The organism is Bradyrhizobium sp. SOJA106 (genome assembly GCF_059448745.1).
Map to the genome: position 1 here is coordinate 1,181,981 of NZ_CM182549.1, position 17,005 is coordinate 1,198,985.

Here is a 17,005-nt window from a genome sequence, read left to right on the forward strand (position 1 = left end):
CGAACAAGCGCGGTCGCTGACAAGGCGGACGGCGTTGCGCTAAACAGTCGATCCATCCGCGGACGATTGCAGCGTCATGTCAGACGACGACGATTCACCGATCTCGGCGCGCGAGGCGAAGCAGCTCTTCGCAGAGCTGAAAAGCGCCCCCGCGCTGGTGCTCGCGGTCTCCGGCGGGCCCGACTCCGTTGCCCTGATGTGGCTCGCGGCGCGCTGGCAGCGAAGCCTCGCACGCGGGCCGCAGCTCACCGTCGTCACCGTCGATCATGGTCTGCGTCCCGAAGCCGCGCGCGAGGCGCGCGAGGTCAAGCGGCTCGCGACCGAGCTCGGCCTGCCGCACCGGACCCTGCGCTGGCGCGGCGAAAAGCCGAAGACGGGTCTGGCCGCGGCGGCGCGCGAGGCCCGCTACCGCCTCCTCGCAGAGGCCGCGCGCAAGGCGGGCGCGAGCCATGTGCTGACCGCCCACACCCGTGACGACCAGGCGGAGACGCTGCTGATGCGGATGCTGCGCGGCAGCGGATTGGCCGGATTGTCGGCGATGGCGCGGCTCTCGAGGCGCGATGGCATCGTGCTGGCCCGTCCGCTGCTCGACGTCCCGAAGTCAAAGCTGATCGCGACGTTGCGGCGGGCGAAGATCGGCTTCGCCGACGATCCCACCAACCGTGATGTGAATTTCACCCGGCCGCGGCTGCGCGCGCTGCTGCCGCAGCTCGCGGCCGAGGGCGGCGATGCCCGCAGCCTGGCGCGGCTTGCAGGCAGGCTCGCCCGCGCCAATGCGGCGGTCGAGGTGCTCGCCGACGGCGCCGAGCGCTTCCTTCGGCTGAGGGATCGCGGCGATGCGTCGCAGGCAGCGGGTCGAAGCTTCGAGGCGTCGGCCTTTGCCCTGCTTCCAGAGGAAGTCCGGCTGCGGCTCCTGCTGCGGGCCATCGACGCGATCGGCCATGAAGGACCGGCGGAACTCGGCAAGGTCGAGACCCTTCTGGCCGCGCTCGATCGGGCCATCGCCGCCGGTTTGGCGGCCAATCGCCGTGCCCGCGCAAATGGCCGTGCGATCCTGAAGCAAACCCTCGCGGGAGCCTTGATCAGCCTTGCCGGGGGGCGTATCCACATCGCGCCGGCGCCGGCCCGGCGATCCAAAGGTGGGTGAGGGCGGATCATGACACCGGCCGTTTCCGCCGTGCCGCGTCAGGACACCTTAACCAGGCAGGAGAAACCCCGGCCAGCTCGCCATTATTTCAGCGGGAATCGCTCTAAGATGGGATAAATAGTCCCATCTCGTTCCCTTGGCAGCGACGGGGGCGGCACCTAAATTGTAGACGTCTAACGACGGGGATTCCTTGAGGATTTCCTCGCATTGCCCACGATAACTGGGCCAGATAAATGGGCAAATAGCTCCCGAAGGACCAGGGCCGCGATCCGCGCGACCACGAAGGAAGATCGATGAACGCCAATCTGCGCAATTTCGCCCTCTGGGTCATCATTGTCTTGCTGCTGTTGGCGTTGTTCACGCTCTTCCAGAATCCGGGCCAGCGCGCCTCCTCGCAGGACATCGCCTTCTCCCAGCTCCTGAGCGAAGTTGACCGCGGCAATGTGCGCGACGTCGTGATCCAGGGGCCGGAGATCCACGGCACCTTCACCAACGGCTCCAGCTTCCAGACCTATGCGCCGAACGACCCGACGCTGGTGAAGCGCCTCTATGACAGCAAGGTCCAGATCACCGCGAAGCCGCCCGGCGACAACGTGCCGTGGTTCGTCTCGCTACTGGTCTCCTGGCTGCCCTTCATCGCGCTGATCGGTGTCTGGATCTTCCTGTCGCGGCAGATGCAGGGCGGCGCCGGCAAGGCGATGGGCTTTGGCAAGTCGCGCGCCAAGATGCTGACCGAGGCGCATGGCCGCGTCACCTTCGAGGACGTTGCGGGCGTCGACGAGGCCAAGCAGGACCTCCAGGAGATCGTCGAATTCCTCCGCGACCCCGGCAAATTCCAGCGCCTCGGCGGCCGGATTCCGCGCGGCGTGCTGCTGGTCGGACCTCCCGGTACCGGTAAGACGCTGATCGCCCGCGCGGTGGCTGGTGAGGCTAACGTTCCCTTCTTCACCATCTCGGGATCTGACTTCGTCGAGATGTTCGTCGGCGTCGGCGCCAGCCGCGTCCGCGACATGTTCGAGCAGGCCAAGAAGAACGCGCCCTGCATCATCTTCATCGACGAAATCGACGCGGTCGGCCGTCACCGTGGCGCCGGTCTCGGCGGCGGCAATGACGAGCGTGAGCAGACGCTGAACCAGCTGCTGGTCGAGATGGACGGCTTCGAGGCCAACGAGGGCGTGATCCTGATCGCCGCCACCAACCGCCCCGACGTGCTCGATCCCGCGCTGCTGCGTCCCGGCCGCTTCGACCGTCAGGTCGTGGTGCCCAATCCCGACGTCGTTGGCCGCGAGCAGATCCTCAAGGTTCACGTCCGCAAGGTGCCGCTGGCCCCCGATATCAACCTCAAGACCATCGCGCGCGGCACCCCGGGCTTCTCCGGCGCCGACCTGATGAACCTCGTCAACGAAGCTGCGCTGACCGCTGCGCGCCGTAACAAGCGCATGGTGACCCAGGCCGAGTTCGAGGAAGCCAAGGACAAGGTGATGATGGGCGCCGAGCGCAAGTCGCTCGTCATGACCGAGGAAGAGAAGCTGCTGACGGCCTATCACGAGGGCGGCCACGCCATCGTCGGCCTCAACGTGCCGGCGACCGATCCGATCCACAAGGCGACCATCATCCCGCGCGGCCGTGCGCTCGGCATGGTCATGCAGCTGCCGGAGCGCGACAAGCTGTCGATGTCGCTGGAGCAGATGACCTCGCGCCTTGCCATCATGATGGGTGGCCGCGTCGCCGAAGAGCTGATCTTCGGCCGCGAGAAGGTGACCTCGGGTGCTGCCTCCGACATCGAGCAGGCCACGCGCCTGGCCCGCATGATGGTGACGCGCTGGGGCCTGTCCGAAGAGCTCGGCACCGTCTCCTACGGCGAAAACCAGGACGAGGTCTTCCTCGGCATGTCGGTCTCGCGCACGCAGAACGCCTCCGAGGCCACGGTCCAGAAGATCGACTCCGAGATCAAGCGCCTGGTCGAGGAAGGCTATCAGGAAGCGACCCGCATCCTCACCGAGAAGCGCGCCGATCTCGAAGCCTTGGCCAAGGGCCTCTTGGAGTTCGAGACGCTGACCGGCGACGAGATCGTCGACCTGCTCAAGGGCAAGAAGCCGAACCGGGAGTCCGTGCTCGAGCCGACCACCCCGCGCGCCTCCGCCGTGCCGCCGGCCGGCAAGTCGCGCCCGCGCCCCGATCCGGATCCCGGCCTGGAGCCGCAGCCGCAGGCGTAACGCACGGCAGGACAAATTGAAAAACGCGGCGGAGCGCCGCGTTTTTTTGTTGCCAGGGTTGACGCAGTTGCGCCCGAAACTCAGGTCTCGTGCCCCGGACGCGGTGCGGTGCGAAGTGCCGCTCCGCAGAGCGGGGGCCCATGCCCCCGCATCCTCCACGTCGCTTTGTGGGGCCCGGCTCTGCGCGCTTTACCCACCCGACAATCTGGCGCCATAATGATTGGAGTTCGCCGCGATGTCATGGCATGCTGCCTTCAAATAAGGGTGCGGCGCGATCGCACGAACAGAACGGGAGGGGAGGCGGATGCGCTTTGCGAGAGCATTGGGCGTGCTGTGCGCCGTTGCATTTGTAACATTGTCTGCCCCGTCCGTCGCTGCCGAGATGCGCGGCGTCACCGCATCCGAAATCAGAATCGGCCAGACCATGCCCTATAGCGGGCCGGTGTCGGCCTTTGGCGCGCTCGGCAGGGGCGAGGTGGGCTATTTCAAGATGCTGAACGAGAAGGGCGGCATCAACGGCCGCAAGGTCAACCTGATCTCGCTGGACGACAGCTATGCGCCGCCGAAATCGGTCGAGCAGACCCGCAGGCTGGTCGAGAGCGACGAGGTCGCGCTGATCTTCTCCTCGATTGGCACCGCCCACAACACAGCGATCGCGAAATATCTTCAGTCCAAGAACGTGCCGCAGCTGTTCATCGGCTCCGGCGCCTCCAAATTCGCCGACATCACGCAATATCCGCAGGCCACGATGGGCGTGCAGGCGCCGTTCCGTTACGAGGCGCGGCTCTATGCGCGCTATGCGCTGGCGAAGAACCCGAATGCGAAATTCGCGGTGATCTCGCAGAACGACGATTTCGGCCGCGATTATCTCGCCGGCCTGAAGGACGTGCTCGGCGAGAAATACGATGTTGTCGTCACCAATGCGACCTACGAGATTCAGGATCCGACCATCGATTCCCAGATCGTGAAATTGAAAGCGTCAGGCGCCGACGTGTTCGTGATCGCGGCAACGCCGAAATTCGCCGCGCAAGCGATCCGAAAGTCCTTTGAGATCGGCTGGCGTCCGATGACGTTCCTCTCCAACGTCGCAGTATGGATTTCGACGGTGATGGAGCCCGCAGGGCTCGAAGCCGGCACCGGCATCCTCTCCACCGCCTACGTGAAGGACCCCGACGATCCCGCCTGGAAGGACGATCCCGGCGTAAAAGGCTGGCGGGAGTTCATGACCAAGTATGTGCCGGACGCCGACCAGCACGATACCAACTACGTCAATTCCTACAACAGCGCGATGGCGCTGGAGGCGGTGCTGAAAGCCTGCGGCGACGATCTGTCGACCGAGAACATCCTGAAGCAGGCCTATGCGATTCGCGATCTCGAACTGCCGATGCTGCTGCCGGGCATCAAGGTCAACACCAGCCCGACCGATCATGTCCCGGTCGACCAGATGCAGTTCATGCGTTTCAACGGCAAGAGCTGGGAACGTTTTGGCGAGTTGCAGACGGGGAATTGAGGGTAGGGCGTGTACTCAAAAATCCGAGCGTCCGCTTTTGGGCCATGAGGCGACCAAGCTCGGGTCAGTCCGGGATGCCTGATCGTGACCCAAAGCGCACGAGTTGTCCGAAAGACAATCGCGTGGTCAGTCGAACTATTTTGAGACATTTAGATGTGAGCTACTTCACGTCTCTGAATGCCGAAGAAATGTACTTTGGTCCTCTGGTCATGTCCCTGGGAGACATCATGAGGAGAGCGACATGTCGAACCAGTATCGTCCTATGACAAGGGAAGAACTTGAATCGTTGCGTCCCATCAAGGCGACCAAAGAAAACCCCTATTTGCAGTCAAAGCGCGTTTTCGAGGGGGCGTATGTTTATGCTCCGGCAGGCTCTGAATTCACTTCGAAAGTGAGTCGCCAGCGTATCGGCGAACGAGCCGATGGACAGATTCTGTGGAAGGTCGGAATCGAGATTGCAGGCGGGACCACTCCTGGATTTCCCTTGGGCAATACGGTCCAGAGACATGAGCGAACCAGGACAGCGGGGAAGATTACAGGCCATTCATCGTACCGGCCTGAGTGGATGGATGTGAATTTTTCCCCCAAGACTGGAGTGCGCCCGCCGAAGCCCAAAATTCGCGATAAAAAAGGCCGCAAGGTCACACCGCTCACCGTGTTCCCCGGGGACGGGCGCCACATTCTATTTGACACGAGTTGGCCGTGGCTCCTGACCGGAAAAATCATCACGAGTGACAATGACACGGGTTCCGGCGTGCTGATCGGCGATCGGCTTGTCCTTACCGCCCGTCATCTCCTGCCCTGGAATAGCATTTCGACCGGGAGCTGGTGGATGAAATTTACGCCGCACTACTTCGATGGGACAGAGCCGTTCGGTTCTTCGTTCGTTAGTGACGCGCGCCACTACGGAACTGACGACACCGAATTCAATCTATCGCACGATTACGCGGTTCTGAGGTTGTTCGAACCTCTCGGGCATCAGCTCGGCTATATCGGCACGACCTCCTTCGATGACGATTGGCGAAATCTCAACGTCTGGTCCAACATTGGCTATCCTTTTGACGTCGGCGGTGGGGAACGCCCCGCTGTACAAAACTTCCAGCCAATGGAAGACGACTACGAAGATGATGATGGGCAGACCCTCGAAACGGAGGCCAGTCTGAACCATGGCAATTCCGGCGGGCCGTTTTTTGCATGGTTCGAAAATGGGACGCAGGTGCGCGCGTGTGGAGTGGTATCAGGCGAAGTGAGTTTCAATGGCGACGTCGACAATTCCGTATCCGGTGGCGACAACCTGGTGAACATAGTGGACTGGGCACGAGCGAACTGGCCGTTATAAGGGATGGCAGAATACTTGCGCGCTTAGTTCTTGTATCTCCGAGTCGGTTGAGCGAGATACGCACTTCGCCATCGCGACAAACTCGGCATGGCGTGTCGATGTCGGGGATGAGGGGCAAGGGCGATGCGGCGTCGACAAGCCGACGCGATTGACCGAAGCGCTCAGTCCAACGGCGCGGCTTGGTTCGCAGTGGCCGAGACGACTAGTTGTTTCATTCCCGTTACGGAATCTCAAAGACCGTCATCTCCTCAGCGATGCCGCGCAACGCCGCTCCCTTAGCGACTGGTTTGAGATTGTTGGCTTCCAGCAGCATGGACGTCTGCAGATTCTCGACCACGCGTCCAGTGACTACAATCGAGCGAGAGACTGCCAGCTCCCGCACGCGAGCGGCGATATTGACCGTTTGACCAAAGTAATCCTGGCGACCGTTCTGGATGACTGCGAGGCATGGCCCTTCATGAATCCCTATTTTGAGAACGAGATCCTCCCTCTTATGCTCTACATTAAGGCTCAGCATAGCCTCGCGCATGCGCAGCGCCGCAGCGACCGCCCGATCGGCGGTCGGAAAAGTCGCCATCACTGCGTCACCGATGGTCCGTACGATTGCGCCGCCGTGGGCGGCGACGATTTCTGTTAGGACGTGGAAGTGCTCGCGGACTAGATGAAATGCAGCCAAATCGCCAAGGCGTTTGTAGAGCGCCGTGGATCCCTTGAGATCGGTGAACAAAAACGTGAGGTTGGTAATTTGTAGTTGCTGGTCGGCGTCAAGCGTTTCGGTACCGTAAAGGTCGCGGAAGGTCTGGTTACACAGCAGACGCTTTCCAGTTAAAGGGTTTCCGGTGGGCAAGGAGATTGTGGACCGCGGTACCCATAACCCACACTGTGGGCAATATCCGGAAATTGGTGCGATTCTCCAGCAAAAGATGCAATGGCCCTGGACGAAGTTGTATAACCTCGGTTGGGGCTCTCACATTGTTGTAAACGACCGAAACATTCTGGCGCTCGCTCGTGGGCTCGCCGCTCACGTCAAGGAATTGGGCTGCATGTATCACCGGCTCAAAGACAACCACATATGCCGCTGGGATCGGCAAGGATAGCTGAGCCCTTTCGCCAGCCGGCAGCTCGACTGAATCAAGTATAGCGTTCTCCATTACCTGCTCAAAAGCTTCGGGGAGATCGACTCCCGAACTCCAAAGAACCTGTCGGTAATACTCCCAAATGGGAAGTGTTTCCGGACTGTGCCCCGCAATCCTGCGCACGCGCGCGGACACCGTGAACGCCACCTCGACCAATTCATCGAGTGTGAGCTTGAATCCCGCCGCACACAGTTCACATGCGTATTCTTCACGGCGCACGGTCCTCAGCGTGGCGTGGGTGTTGAGAACCCCTCCGCAGGCGGGGCAGAGCACGTTCCAAGATAGCTCGAATATGCCCATCTGCGTGGCATGCAGAAATGCTGCAATGGCACGCTCCTCATCGAGGCCGGCCTTCGACGCAAAATCCAGCACGTTGATGTGGCATAGCTTGTGGTCAGGAGCCTCACGGATGAGCCGCTCAATAGCATCCATCGCGTTGCCATCAACCGACTGCCGCAGCTCGTTAAGCAGTGCATGAGTTTCGCACGCCATCAGCACGTCCATCAGACGGAGACACTAGCGACATCTATCTCGTTGAGTCCGGTGATAATGCCGCCGGCGAGGTATTTGCCTTGCTATTCAATCGAACAAACGTCAGGAGAGTGTAACATGGAACTCTCCGTTACCAGACGCGTCCTGCGGACTACCTCGTCTGCTTGTACTACATTGTGAATTAGGCCCCACCGCCGCGGCCCAGCCGAATGCCCGTTGGGGCGTCGGCTGTCGGGCGTCGAGCAGAAGCTGATCGCGGCAGTCTGGAGCTCGTAGGTGTTCAAACTAGACTCCGGTAGCGCGCAGGAGTTCTAATGGTGCCTTGATCTACTTCACAATGGGAGGAACTCACATGAGGGAACTCTTGGTGATAGCAGGCTTGGTCGCATTCTCACTGCCGGCGACGGCACAAGACACGCCGATGCGGGTCACGCCAGAGGCAATTACGTGGGCCGAGAACCCGGCCTTCCCGAAGGGCGTCCAGACTGCAACTCTCGTGGGCGACCCGACGAAAGCAGGGGATGTGGTCGTCATACGGATCAAGTTTCCCCCAAACTTTCAAATGCCGCCGCACACTCACCCCTATTCCGAAGTTGTGACTATCATCAGCGGCAACGTCGGGACTAGCCACGGTGAAAAATTTGAGAAGAAAGGCGAGCCGTTAAAGCCGGGCTCGTTGTGGGTCTATCCGGCAAAACACGCTCACTACGCTTGGACCGGAAATGAGGAGGGGATTCTCCAAGTTCAATTCGTCGGTCCTGGAGGCATCGATTACATCAACCCAGCGGACGATCCGCGCAAGAAGTAATCGCAGACGCAGCGTCTGGTGCGACTCGGCGCTTCCGAAATAGAGGATGTGCAAACAGCGGGCTCACGTCGGTTCGGGACCCTTCTGCGAAGTTGCCCCGCGTCTGCCGTAGGTCGGCTCACCGCTCCAGAGCGGACCATATTTGCTCAACCTGAGTTCTTCGCATTTTGACCCATGGGCGATATGGGCCGGATTGAATCATGCAGTGCAGCAGGAGAAGCTCCCATTGTGCTATAAGTAGCCCGTCAAGGGCGGCGGATAGCTCGCGACACCCGGCGGAAGCTGGTAGGTTGTTGCCGTCAGGAGCTTGGCGATGACATCCATCGACGAACGCCTTCTCGAAAACAAGATGACCCAGATCGAGCAGGCCCGTACGTGGAGCCCGCGCGTCATCTCCAAGTTTGAAACGCTTATCCGCAGCGGCGACGAGGTCAGCCTCTATCGTGCCAACCCCCTGGCCTTCGCACGTGATCGCGGTGTGACCGAGCCGGAATCGATCGATCTCTTCCTCCACGCTGCGCGCGCCGGGCTGGTCGACATGCATTGGGACATTCTCTGCCCTCACTCGGGCCTGGTGCTGGAAAGCTTCGGCAGGCTGCGCGCGCTCCGGAGCCATTTCGTCTGTGGGCTGTGCGATATCGACGGTCAGACAGACCTGGACGACTTCATCGAGGTTTCCTTCTCCGTCTCGCCGCAAGTCCGACGCCTTGCCTTGCACGACGTGGACAATCTCTCGATCGAGGACCTGCACTGGAAGCTGAAATTCGCCAGCGGCGGTCGGCTGCCCGGCGGACAAACCCGGTTTGTCGATGTCCTGCGCGGCCTCGTCCGCGGAATGACCTATCTGCCATCCGGCGTGGTGACCACTGTGCAGGCCGAAATTGGGCCCGGCGCGCTATCAGGCGTCAACGTCCAGACGCAGGCCGGCTTCACGATTTCAGTCGTGGACCCCGCTGCCGTAGCGATGCCCAACGCTCCGACGATTGTCCGGATCGCCTATGATGGGCAGCGTTTCGCGCCCGCGGTTTCGATCGTGCCATCGGGGCCTGTGGTCTTCGAGATCAGCAACACCGGCCCCAAGCGCGGTTCGCTGCTCCTGATCAACTGGCCACCTGAGATCGTGGCCATGCCGGAGAAGCCGACGCTCGAATTCGACCCCTACGTCTCCGGCGGCATGCTGCTGACGCGTCAGACCTTCCGCAAACTCTTCCGCTCCGAGCGAGTGGATGAGGAGGAAGGTCTCGGGATCAGGCAGGTGACGTTTCTCTTCACCGACTTGAAGGGTTCAACCGCGCTGTACGAGCGACTCGGAGACCTCAATGCCTATGCCCTGGTCCGGCAACATTTCGCGCTTCTCGACACGGTCGCCCATCGGCATGCCGGTGCCATCGTGAAGACAATCGGCGACGCCGTAATGGCGGCGTTCTCCCGGCCGATCGACGCCGTGGCAGCGTCGCTCGACATCCTGCAGGAAATCGGCCAGTTCAACCGCGAGCACGGCCAGCCCGCCATCATTCTCAAGATGGGCGCCCACTGCGGCCCGTCCATCGCCGTCACTCTCAACGAGAATCTCGACTACTTCGGCCAGACCGTCAACATTGCAGCGCGGGTGCAGTCATTCGCCGGCGCCGGCGAAATCTGTCTGACGGAAGCGCTCTACACGGCGCCCGGCGTTCGCCAACTGCTGGCAGGCCACGATGTCGAGGAGTTCGACGCCCCCCTGCGTGGCGTCGAGGGCGACGCGCGAGTCTATCGCACTACTGGCCGATCGTAGCATTGGCTTGCGTGGAGGAGCACCGGCGGTTTCAATCGTGAATGTCAGCCTTTGTGCCCTTAGCGGTCCTCAGTCTTCGAGGACGTGATGTCTCCCTTCAGAGATGGAACAGACTCGTGCTGGAATGATAAGGACAAACCTAGCTCGTCGTGCCCGGGGTTGTCCCGGGCATCCACGTTCTCTGTGCTGCATCGCAAGGCGCGAATGACCGGGGACAAGCCCGGCCATGACGACGTATTCCAGCTTGCTATGGCGGGCAAAGGTGCGTAGGCGCCGTGCCCACCATCTCTCTCGGCAATCCCGCTGGAAGTGGTGGGCACGCTTGCGCTTTGCCCGCCCTACGATCTCACTTCGCCGCCGCTGCCTCGTCCGCCTTCTCCCTTACATGCACCACCGCGACATCGTCCGCATAGATCCGCTTCCAGCCCCTGAGCTGGTCGAGGATCTGCGGACCCGGCGCATCGGCGACCAGGATCGTCGCGTCGATCTTGGATTCATCGAGCAGGCGCGGCAGCAGCTCGGGCTTCTTGCCTTCGGTCGCCTTGAAGAAATCCATGATGAACTTCTCGCCATAGAGCTCGGCGCGGCCGTCGACATAGACGGGGATGTCGCGCGAGATCAGATAGCCGCCGAATTGATAGGCGTTGAAGATGCGCTTGGCGCCCACCTTCTCGATCAGATCCGCTGCCGCAACCGGTGTCTGCGTCATAGTGAAGATGAAGCGATGGTGGTCTATGTAGAGCGCGGTCGTGGTCCAGCTCGCGGCCGCGATCATCAACGCGCCTGCTACAGTGACATAGCGGGCCGGCCAGCGGGCGGCGCCGGCAGCATCGGCGGGCGGGCGCGGGAACATCTCGCCGAGCGGTTTTGCCAGCACCAGCGGTACCAGAAAGGCGAAAGCCTCGATGCTCCTGACATGGCTCAGCGCGCTCCAGGTCAGGAACAGGATCAGGAAGATGCGCGGCGCCGAGAGCACGAGGCCGCGGTAATAGCCGAGCGCGATGAGGCCGAGCAGGGCGCCTTCGAACGCGGTGAAAGTGGCAAAGTTCGCCGGCATCCATTCGAAGATCACGGTGAGCAGCTCGCCGAGGCTGAGGATGTTGGTCGCGCCCATCAGTGTGCGCCAGCCATAGGGCGTGGCACAGCTCGCGATCAGCGCGGCGATGCCGAACAGCACCCAGCGCATGAACAGTGAAAGCCGCTGTCCCTTCTCGGCATGCTCGACCGCCTCGAGCGAGATCGGGCCGATCAGCGCGAGGCCGAGCACGAAGCCGCCATGCAGATTGGCCCACAGCGCTATCAGCGGCAGCCAGGTCCACGACGGCGCGCTCCTGCGGTCGGCAGCGGCCATCAACAGGCCGACCCACGCCACCATGACCGGCAGCGCCAGGATATGCGGCCGCGCCAGCACGTGATGGATCGACAGCATCAGCGCCAGCATCGCGAACAGCACCGCGCGTGGCGCCGCGATCTGCGCGTCGAGCAGATGGACGAACACGGCGACCGTCAGCGCCATCCCGATCGCTGTCAGCATCACCGGGCCGGCCCAGTCCCATTGCGCATAGGAGAAGGCGAACAGGACCTGCGACAGCCACGACGTCGAAATCCACGGCGCACCGGTCCGCGTGAAGGAATAGAAGTCGGTGTACGGCACCGCGCCGTGATCGAGGATCCATTGCCCGATCTTGATCTGCCAGAACGAGTCGGAGTCCTGAAGCAGCGTGTCGCCGACATAGAGGAAGAACAGATAGGCTCCGGCGCTGGCGCACAGCGGCACCAGGGCGCGCGCGCGGCTCTGCACCGCGATGCTGTTGGCGAAGGAAAGGGACATGCCGCCTCGTCGTCCTGCTTGTTCTTGTCGGCTGGAGCATGATCCGGCCGCGACGGGCCGCGTTAGCGCAAAGTGCGTAGCGGTTTTCCGGGAAGATCATGCTCGAACAATAACCTGAAGCGCGATGAGCGATTAATCCATCGCGCGCCAGGCGGCATTGGACCACGGCCGGTCATAACTTGGGGTAAATCTGTGAGGCTGGCTTCGCTGCGAATGCGGACAATTTAACCGATCGTTTTCAATTCCCCTTTACCATCCGCGAATACGCGCAAACCGCTCCGTGTTTACGCAGCCGAGTTAACTGCGACGCAAGTCTTTGCCTCTACGTTCGGTTCCATGGTCGGGCGGCGCTGGGAAGCCGGGAAGACCAGATCAGTTGTAGCCTCGTGTACTCTTTGGAGCAGTCTATGAAGAACCTCGTTTCGCGTTTCGTGAAGGACGAATCCGGCGCCACCGCGATTGAATACGGCCTGATCGCTGCTGGCATCGCGCTGGCGATCATCACCGTCGTCAACAATCTCGGCAGCTCGCTGAACACCAAGTTCGGCTCGATCTCGTCCAGCCTGAAGTAAGATTGGACGACCTGGGAATTTGAGAGCCCCGCCCTGGCGGGGCTCTCTTCTTCTGGAGCTGTTGCACTCGAACGATCTCGACCCGCACGGTGCGCCGGCGATGCAGGGCATCGCCCTTGGCGACCTCTTCACCATGAGGGGCTTATCTCGCCGCAAAACACGACCTCGTCCAGAGGCGGCATTTTTCTTCGTATGCGTGTCCGGGGTCCGCGAGAGCTGGCGGCCTCGTGTTGACTCACCGTGACTGAGAAGGAAGCTGCGCCGGTGCGTCGTCGCGGACGTGAACCACAGCGATATCGTCCCCATAGAGCCGCTTCCAGCCTGGCAGATGGTCCATGATTCTGGCGACGGGGGCGGTGGTGTTCAGCAGCGTCGCGTCGATCCGGTAGGTCTCGAACAGACGCAGCAGAGTCTCCACGTTCTTGCCCTCGACGGCGTCGAAATAGTCGAGCACGAACTGCTCTCCATACAGCTCGGCCCGGCCATCGATGAACGTCTTGATGTTGCGGGTAATCAGATAGCCGCCGATCGGAGCCGTGCTGAATATGCGTTGCGCGTGCCGCCGTTCGAGCAGGTCGACTGCGGCCGCAGGACTGTTAGTGCCGGAGAAGGCATACCGGTACGGCGTGGCATAGGAGCGTGTGATACCCCAGCCGGCCGCGACGACCGCGAGCGCCGCGATTGCGGTCATTGACAGGGAGGACCGCGCTTGTTGCGCCACGGCTCTCGTCAATCGCAATTGTTCTGCGATCGGCTTCGCGACCACGAGCGGGGTCAAGAGTGCAAAGACCTCGATGTTTCTGACGTGGGTGAGTGCCGCCCACGTCAGGCCGAGCAGCAGGAGAATGCGGGTCCATGGCAGCACCAGCCCGCTGTAATAGCCGATGGCAATCAAACCCAGCAGTGCGGCTTCAAACATGCTGAACGAGCTGAAGTCGGCTGGCGTCCACTCCGAGATCAACGAAAGCACCTTGCCGAGGTTGAGGATTTTCGTGGCTCCGAGGAGTGTTTCCCAGCCGTACGGCGTGCAGCAGCTCGCGGCAACCGCAGCAAGGCCGAACAAGGCCCAGCGCGCTGCTAGTGCGAAACGGTCCTTGCGATCGGTGGACGCGATCGCATCGAGGCCAATGGGTCCAATCAATACCAGCCCGAGGACGAAGCCGCCGTGAAAATTGGCCCATAACACCATCAAAGGCAGCAACAGCCAAGAAGGCGCGGCGCGCCGATCGGCGGCCGCCAGCAGCCCGCCGACAAAGGCCAGCATGACGGGCAGGGCCAGCATGTGCGGGCGGGCAAGAAAGTGGCCCACCGACATCCAGAGGATCGGGATGACGAGCAGAAAGGCGCGCACGGGCTCCAGATAGGGCTCGAGCAGGTAGACAAAAATCGCCACGGTCGCACCGATCGCGAGCGATGTCAGGATGACTGCGCCCGACCAGTTCGATGGCTCGTAAACAAGCGCGAACAGGACTTGCGAGAGCCACGAACTCGAGATCCAGGCCTCACCGGCTCGCGTGAACGAATAAATGTCGTTGTAGGGAAGTGCGCGGTGTTCGAGAATCCACTGGCCGATCTTGATCTGCCACCACGTGTCGGTATCGCGCAGCATGACGTCGCCGATGCCCAGAAAGAACGCGTAGACAATGGCACCGATGCAGAACGGCATGAGCCAGCGTGCAACTCCACGGACGGGAACGCTGCTTGTAGCGGAAATCGACATGGGACTCTCGGGAGTTGAACGGCCACGCGGAACAGCGACAGCACGTGAGCATGCTCTCCTTTAAGTTGTGGTAAACTGGGCCGGTTCGCCGTGGCACGCGGTGCAAGGTTTCGTTTACCCGTTGCTCGTTTGCAGCGCGGAATTGCGTGGCGCCCATATGCTCATTTGCATCTTGTCATTCATCCTGAATAGTTGTTCAGTCTTTGCGGGGCGATTTGCATCTTTGCGTGACGAAGCGTTTGGTCGCAGGGCGTGCGGCCGGCGTGTGGGACAGGAAGCGCGCCATGGTTTATCGGCGGACGCATCAAGTGGTTAAGCGCCTGGCGGCGCGACGCAGCGCGATACTGGCCGCAGCGCGCGAGGCGGCGGCGGAAGGCGGCATGGCGGCAGTGCAGATCGCGCCGGTCGCGGTCCGGGCCAATGTCGCGGCCGGGACTGTCTACCGCTACTTCCCCTCCAAGGCCGAGCTGATCTCCGAACTGATCGCCGAGGTCTCCCGGGACGAGCTGGCGGCGATTCGCCGGGCGGCTGACGCCGCGCCGGGCCCGTCCTCGGCGTTGGCCGCGGCCGTCACCACCGTGGCAGTCCACACCCTGTCGCAGCGCCGCCTGGCCTGGGGCATCCTCGCCGAGCCGGTCGATGTCGATGTCAGCGCCTCGCGCCTTGCCAGCCGGCGCGAGATCGCGGGCGAGATTGCCGCCAGGATCGATGCCGCCGTCCGCGCCGGTCATTTGCCGGCGCAGGATACCGCGCTCGCCGCAACAGCCCTGCTCGGCGCGCTGCATGAGGCCCTGGTCGGGCCGCTCGCGCCCGACAATCTCGAAGATCCCGTGAAGATGCGCGATGCGGTGCAGACCGTGACGCTGCTGGCGCTGCGCGCGGTCGGCGTCATGGACGCCCGGGCCCGGGGTCTGGTGGTGCAGCAGACGCTGCTGCCGACGACCAAGGCACTGGTCGGGGCTGCCGGCTGAGCCGATCGATCGGAAGTGCTCTAATCTCGGATCGGCAGTTTTGCGCCGCGTCCCAGCGCGAACTGACCGACCGGCCCCTCGACGTGGAATTCGAGCCCCGTCATTCTTGCAAACAGGTCAATATTGCTGGTGCCGATGGCGCAGCCGCCAAGGCCCATGTCAGCCGCCGCAAGGTAGAACGTCTGGATCATGCAGCCGACATCCTTCAGAACCAGCGAATATGCGATCGAGCTGTATTTCCAGGAGATCCGCCCGAAACGCGCGGCGATCGTCATCAGGACCTGCGGCGGCCCGGATGCGTCCATGGAAAACTCGGCCGCCGCGAGAAGCTCCCGGAGCTGCTCGGGGGAGGCGTCGAGCGTGACCAGCGCGTGGCCCCCGGCGTCGTAATGGTAAAATCCGCGTGCCAGGCCCTCGCAGTTGGAGACCGCCAGATACAACTCCAGCTCATACGCACTGCCGGCCGCTGGATACGGCCGTGAGGTGTAGGTGACCTCGGAGCCACCGCCGGAATCGTCCCCGCTCTTCCATTCCGACAGCACGCGGGCGGTCGTGCCGAGAAACTGCGCGAGCTCGGGAAGCGTGACGGGATTCTGGTCGTCGAAATCCCGTGTCGAACGGCGGGCGCGCAGCAGCTTGGCGAGCGGTGACACTGGCGCGACCGAGGCGAATTTGTCGAGGGAGATCATCTTGCCGGGCCAAGGCGGGCGCAGCGCGGGCAGGGACGGAACGGCGGCGGCATAGGCGTATGCACCGCCAACGGGTTCGGTATGCCGGCCCTCCGTGCTCCGCGTGTGAAACAAAAGATCATGGAAATCCCAGAGAACGAGATTGCCGTCGCCTTCGTTCACCCGGAGGCCGTCTGCGTCTTTCGTATCGAGCTTGATCAACATCCCGCCGTTGAGCAGCAATCCGAGCAGATCGAGATCCAGCGCAGCTGCCTGCCTGCGCAGATTGCCGATCTTCTGAGGACGTGACAGGGCAGCGAGCGTGGCGGCGATGGCAGGATCGCAAATCCGGAACAGCGCGCCAGCGCGCGGCGATTCCAGCACCATTTCGTTGCCGCGCCGGCGCAGATAGGCAAAGCGCGACAAGGCGAGGGTATCGCCATTCGACAGCTTTGCGGGCTCCGGCCAGTATTCGGCAATCTGTGGCTCGATGATCACCACGTCTTGCATGTTACGCGGCGAGAACAGGCGATAGTCGAGGAGCCTGTGCCGCGCCAGCCGCTGCACCAGAGCATGAACCTGCCTCGCGACGATGCTCCTGTCGGCAAGTGAGGCGAGCGGCAGGCCGGTGGCGAGGGAGCCTGCGCGTTCGATCGCCGCGCGACTGTATTGTCCAAGGTTGAGCGACGTATCGCCGGACACGGCGGCAACGCTTCCGTCGGCCTGCATGTGCAGGGAGAAGCGGCCGTTCAGCCGGGCGGCGATGACAGGTGGGACTTTCCTGGCCAACTTTTTCCGCGAGGTGCGCACGGAGGCAGCCT

The 17,005-nt window shown here is 62.3% G+C and carries 11 protein-coding genes and 1 pseudogene; 8 read left to right on the forward strand and 4 right to left on the reverse strand.

Annotated features, from left to right (window positions below):
- The first annotated feature begins 76 nt into the window (after positions 1-76).
- The 4 genes from tilS to AC5V87_RS05550 all read left to right on the forward strand — a co-directional run bounded on the left by tilS (position 77) and on the right by AC5V87_RS05550 (position 6,212).
- Positions 77-1,147, forward strand: coding sequence for a tRNA lysidine(34) synthetase TilS (tilS, locus tag AC5V87_RS05535; protein ID WP_495370223.1), 1,071 nt, complete (start codon positions 77-79; stop codon positions 1,145-1,147).
- Positions 1,148-1,440: 293 nt separating this feature from the next.
- A complete protein-coding gene (gene ftsH, locus AC5V87_RS05540) occupies positions 1,441-3,363 on the forward strand; it encodes an ATP-dependent zinc metalloprotease FtsH (protein WP_456840990.1) in 1,923 nt (640 codons plus the stop codon).
- Positions 3,364-3,667: 304 nt separating this feature from the next.
- A complete protein-coding gene (locus AC5V87_RS05545; protein ID WP_495370224.1) occupies positions 3,668-4,873 on the forward strand; it encodes an ABC transporter substrate-binding protein in 1,206 nt (401 codons plus the stop codon).
- A gap of 241 nt (positions 4,874-5,114) precedes the next feature.
- Positions 5,115-6,212: a trypsin-like serine peptidase gene (locus tag AC5V87_RS05550; RefSeq protein ID WP_495370225.1), complete on the forward strand. Its 1,098-nt coding sequence runs from the start codon at positions 5,115-5,117 to the stop codon at positions 6,210-6,212.
- A gap of 220 nt (positions 6,213-6,432) precedes the next feature.
- Here the strand turns inward: AC5V87_RS05550 and AC5V87_RS05555 are convergent.
- Positions 6,433-7,840, reverse strand: a pseudogene (locus tag AC5V87_RS05555) (adenylate/guanylate cyclase domain-containing protein).
- A gap of 352 nt (positions 7,841-8,192) precedes the next feature.
- Between AC5V87_RS05555 and AC5V87_RS05560 the strand changes: the two are divergent.
- Together AC5V87_RS05560 and AC5V87_RS05565 are read left to right on the forward strand one after the other, a co-directional pair.
- Positions 8,193-8,648, forward strand: a complete 456-nt coding sequence (locus tag AC5V87_RS05560) for a cupin domain-containing protein (RefSeq protein WP_495370226.1) — start codon at positions 8,193-8,195, stop codon at positions 8,646-8,648.
- 313 nt (positions 8,649-8,961) lie between these two features.
- Complete coding sequence (locus AC5V87_RS05565; protein ID WP_456840985.1) at positions 8,962-10,422, forward strand: adenylate/guanylate cyclase domain-containing protein; 1,461 nt, start codon at positions 8,962-8,964, stop codon at positions 10,420-10,422.
- A 346-nt stretch (positions 10,423-10,768) separates the two neighbouring features.
- Here the strand turns inward: AC5V87_RS05565 and AC5V87_RS05570 are convergent, their stop codons facing one another.
- The gene (locus AC5V87_RS05570) at positions 10,769-12,253 is read right to left on the reverse strand and encodes a hypothetical protein (protein ID WP_495370227.1); all 1,485 of its coding nucleotides are present in this window, start codon (positions 12,251-12,253) and stop codon (positions 10,769-10,771) included.
- A gap of 407 nt (positions 12,254-12,660) precedes the next feature.
- On the opposite strand from AC5V87_RS05570, the gene AC5V87_RS05575 reads away from it, so the two are divergent.
- On the forward strand, positions 12,661-12,825 hold the full coding sequence (locus AC5V87_RS05575) for a Flp family type IVb pilin (RefSeq protein ID WP_014492421.1): 165 nt from the start codon (positions 12,661-12,663) through the stop codon (positions 12,823-12,825).
- A gap of 235 nt (positions 12,826-13,060) precedes the next feature.
- Here the strand turns inward: AC5V87_RS05575 and AC5V87_RS05580 are convergent, their stop codons facing one another.
- A complete protein-coding gene (locus AC5V87_RS05580) occupies positions 13,061-14,545 on the reverse strand; it encodes a hypothetical protein (protein WP_495370228.1) in 1,485 nt (494 codons plus the stop codon).
- A 284-nt stretch (positions 14,546-14,829) separates the two neighbouring features.
- Between AC5V87_RS05580 and AC5V87_RS05585 the strand changes: the two genes are divergently transcribed.
- Positions 14,830-15,516, forward strand: coding sequence for a helix-turn-helix domain-containing protein (locus AC5V87_RS05585; protein ID WP_456840982.1), 687 nt, complete (start codon positions 14,830-14,832; stop codon positions 15,514-15,516).
- 20 nt (positions 15,517-15,536) lie between these two features.
- On the opposite strand, the gene AC5V87_RS05590 is transcribed toward AC5V87_RS05585, so the two are convergent.
- Positions 15,537-16,913: a SagB/ThcOx family dehydrogenase gene (locus AC5V87_RS05590; RefSeq protein ID WP_495371831.1), complete on the reverse strand. Its 1,377-nt coding sequence runs from the start codon at positions 16,911-16,913 to the stop codon at positions 15,537-15,539.
- Between the last annotated feature and the right edge of the window lie 92 nt (positions 16,914-17,005).

Bases quoted from the DNA above. Each gene is read 5' to 3' on its own strand.
- AC5V87_RS05570 (WP_495370227.1), bottom strand. From the start codon at position 12,253: ATGTCCCTTTCCTTCGCCAACAGCATCGCGGTGCAGAGCCGCGCGCGC.
- AC5V87_RS05575 (WP_014492421.1), top strand. From the start codon at position 12,661: ATGAAGAACCTCGTTTCGCGTTTCGTGAAGGACGAATCCGGCGCCACC.
- ftsH (WP_456840990.1), top strand. From the start codon at position 1,441: ATGAACGCCAATCTGCGCAATTTCGCCCTCTGGGTCATCATTGTCTTG.
- AC5V87_RS05560 (WP_495370226.1), top strand. From the start codon at position 8,193: ATGAGGGAACTCTTGGTGATAGCAGGCTTGGTCGCATTCTCACTGCCG.
- AC5V87_RS05590 (WP_495371831.1), bottom strand. From the start codon at position 16,913: ATGCAGGCCGACGGAAGCGTTGCCGCCGTGTCCGGCGATACGTCGCTC.
- AC5V87_RS05550 (WP_495370225.1), top strand. From the start codon at position 5,115: ATGTCGAACCAGTATCGTCCTATGACAAGGGAAGAACTTGAATCGTTG.
- AC5V87_RS05585 (WP_456840982.1), top strand. From the start codon at position 14,830: ATGGTTTATCGGCGGACGCATCAAGTGGTTAAGCGCCTGGCGGCGCGA.
- AC5V87_RS05545 (WP_495370224.1), top strand. From the start codon at position 3,668: ATGCGCTTTGCGAGAGCATTGGGCGTGCTGTGCGCCGTTGCATTTGTA.
- AC5V87_RS05565 (WP_456840985.1), top strand. From the start codon at position 8,962: ATGACATCCATCGACGAACGCCTTCTCGAAAACAAGATGACCCAGATC.
- AC5V87_RS05580 (WP_495370228.1), bottom strand. From the start codon at position 14,545: ATGTCGATTTCCGCTACAAGCAGCGTTCCCGTCCGTGGAGTTGCACGC.
- tilS (WP_495370223.1), top strand. From the start codon at position 77: ATGTCAGACGACGACGATTCACCGATCTCGGCGCGCGAGGCGAAGCAG.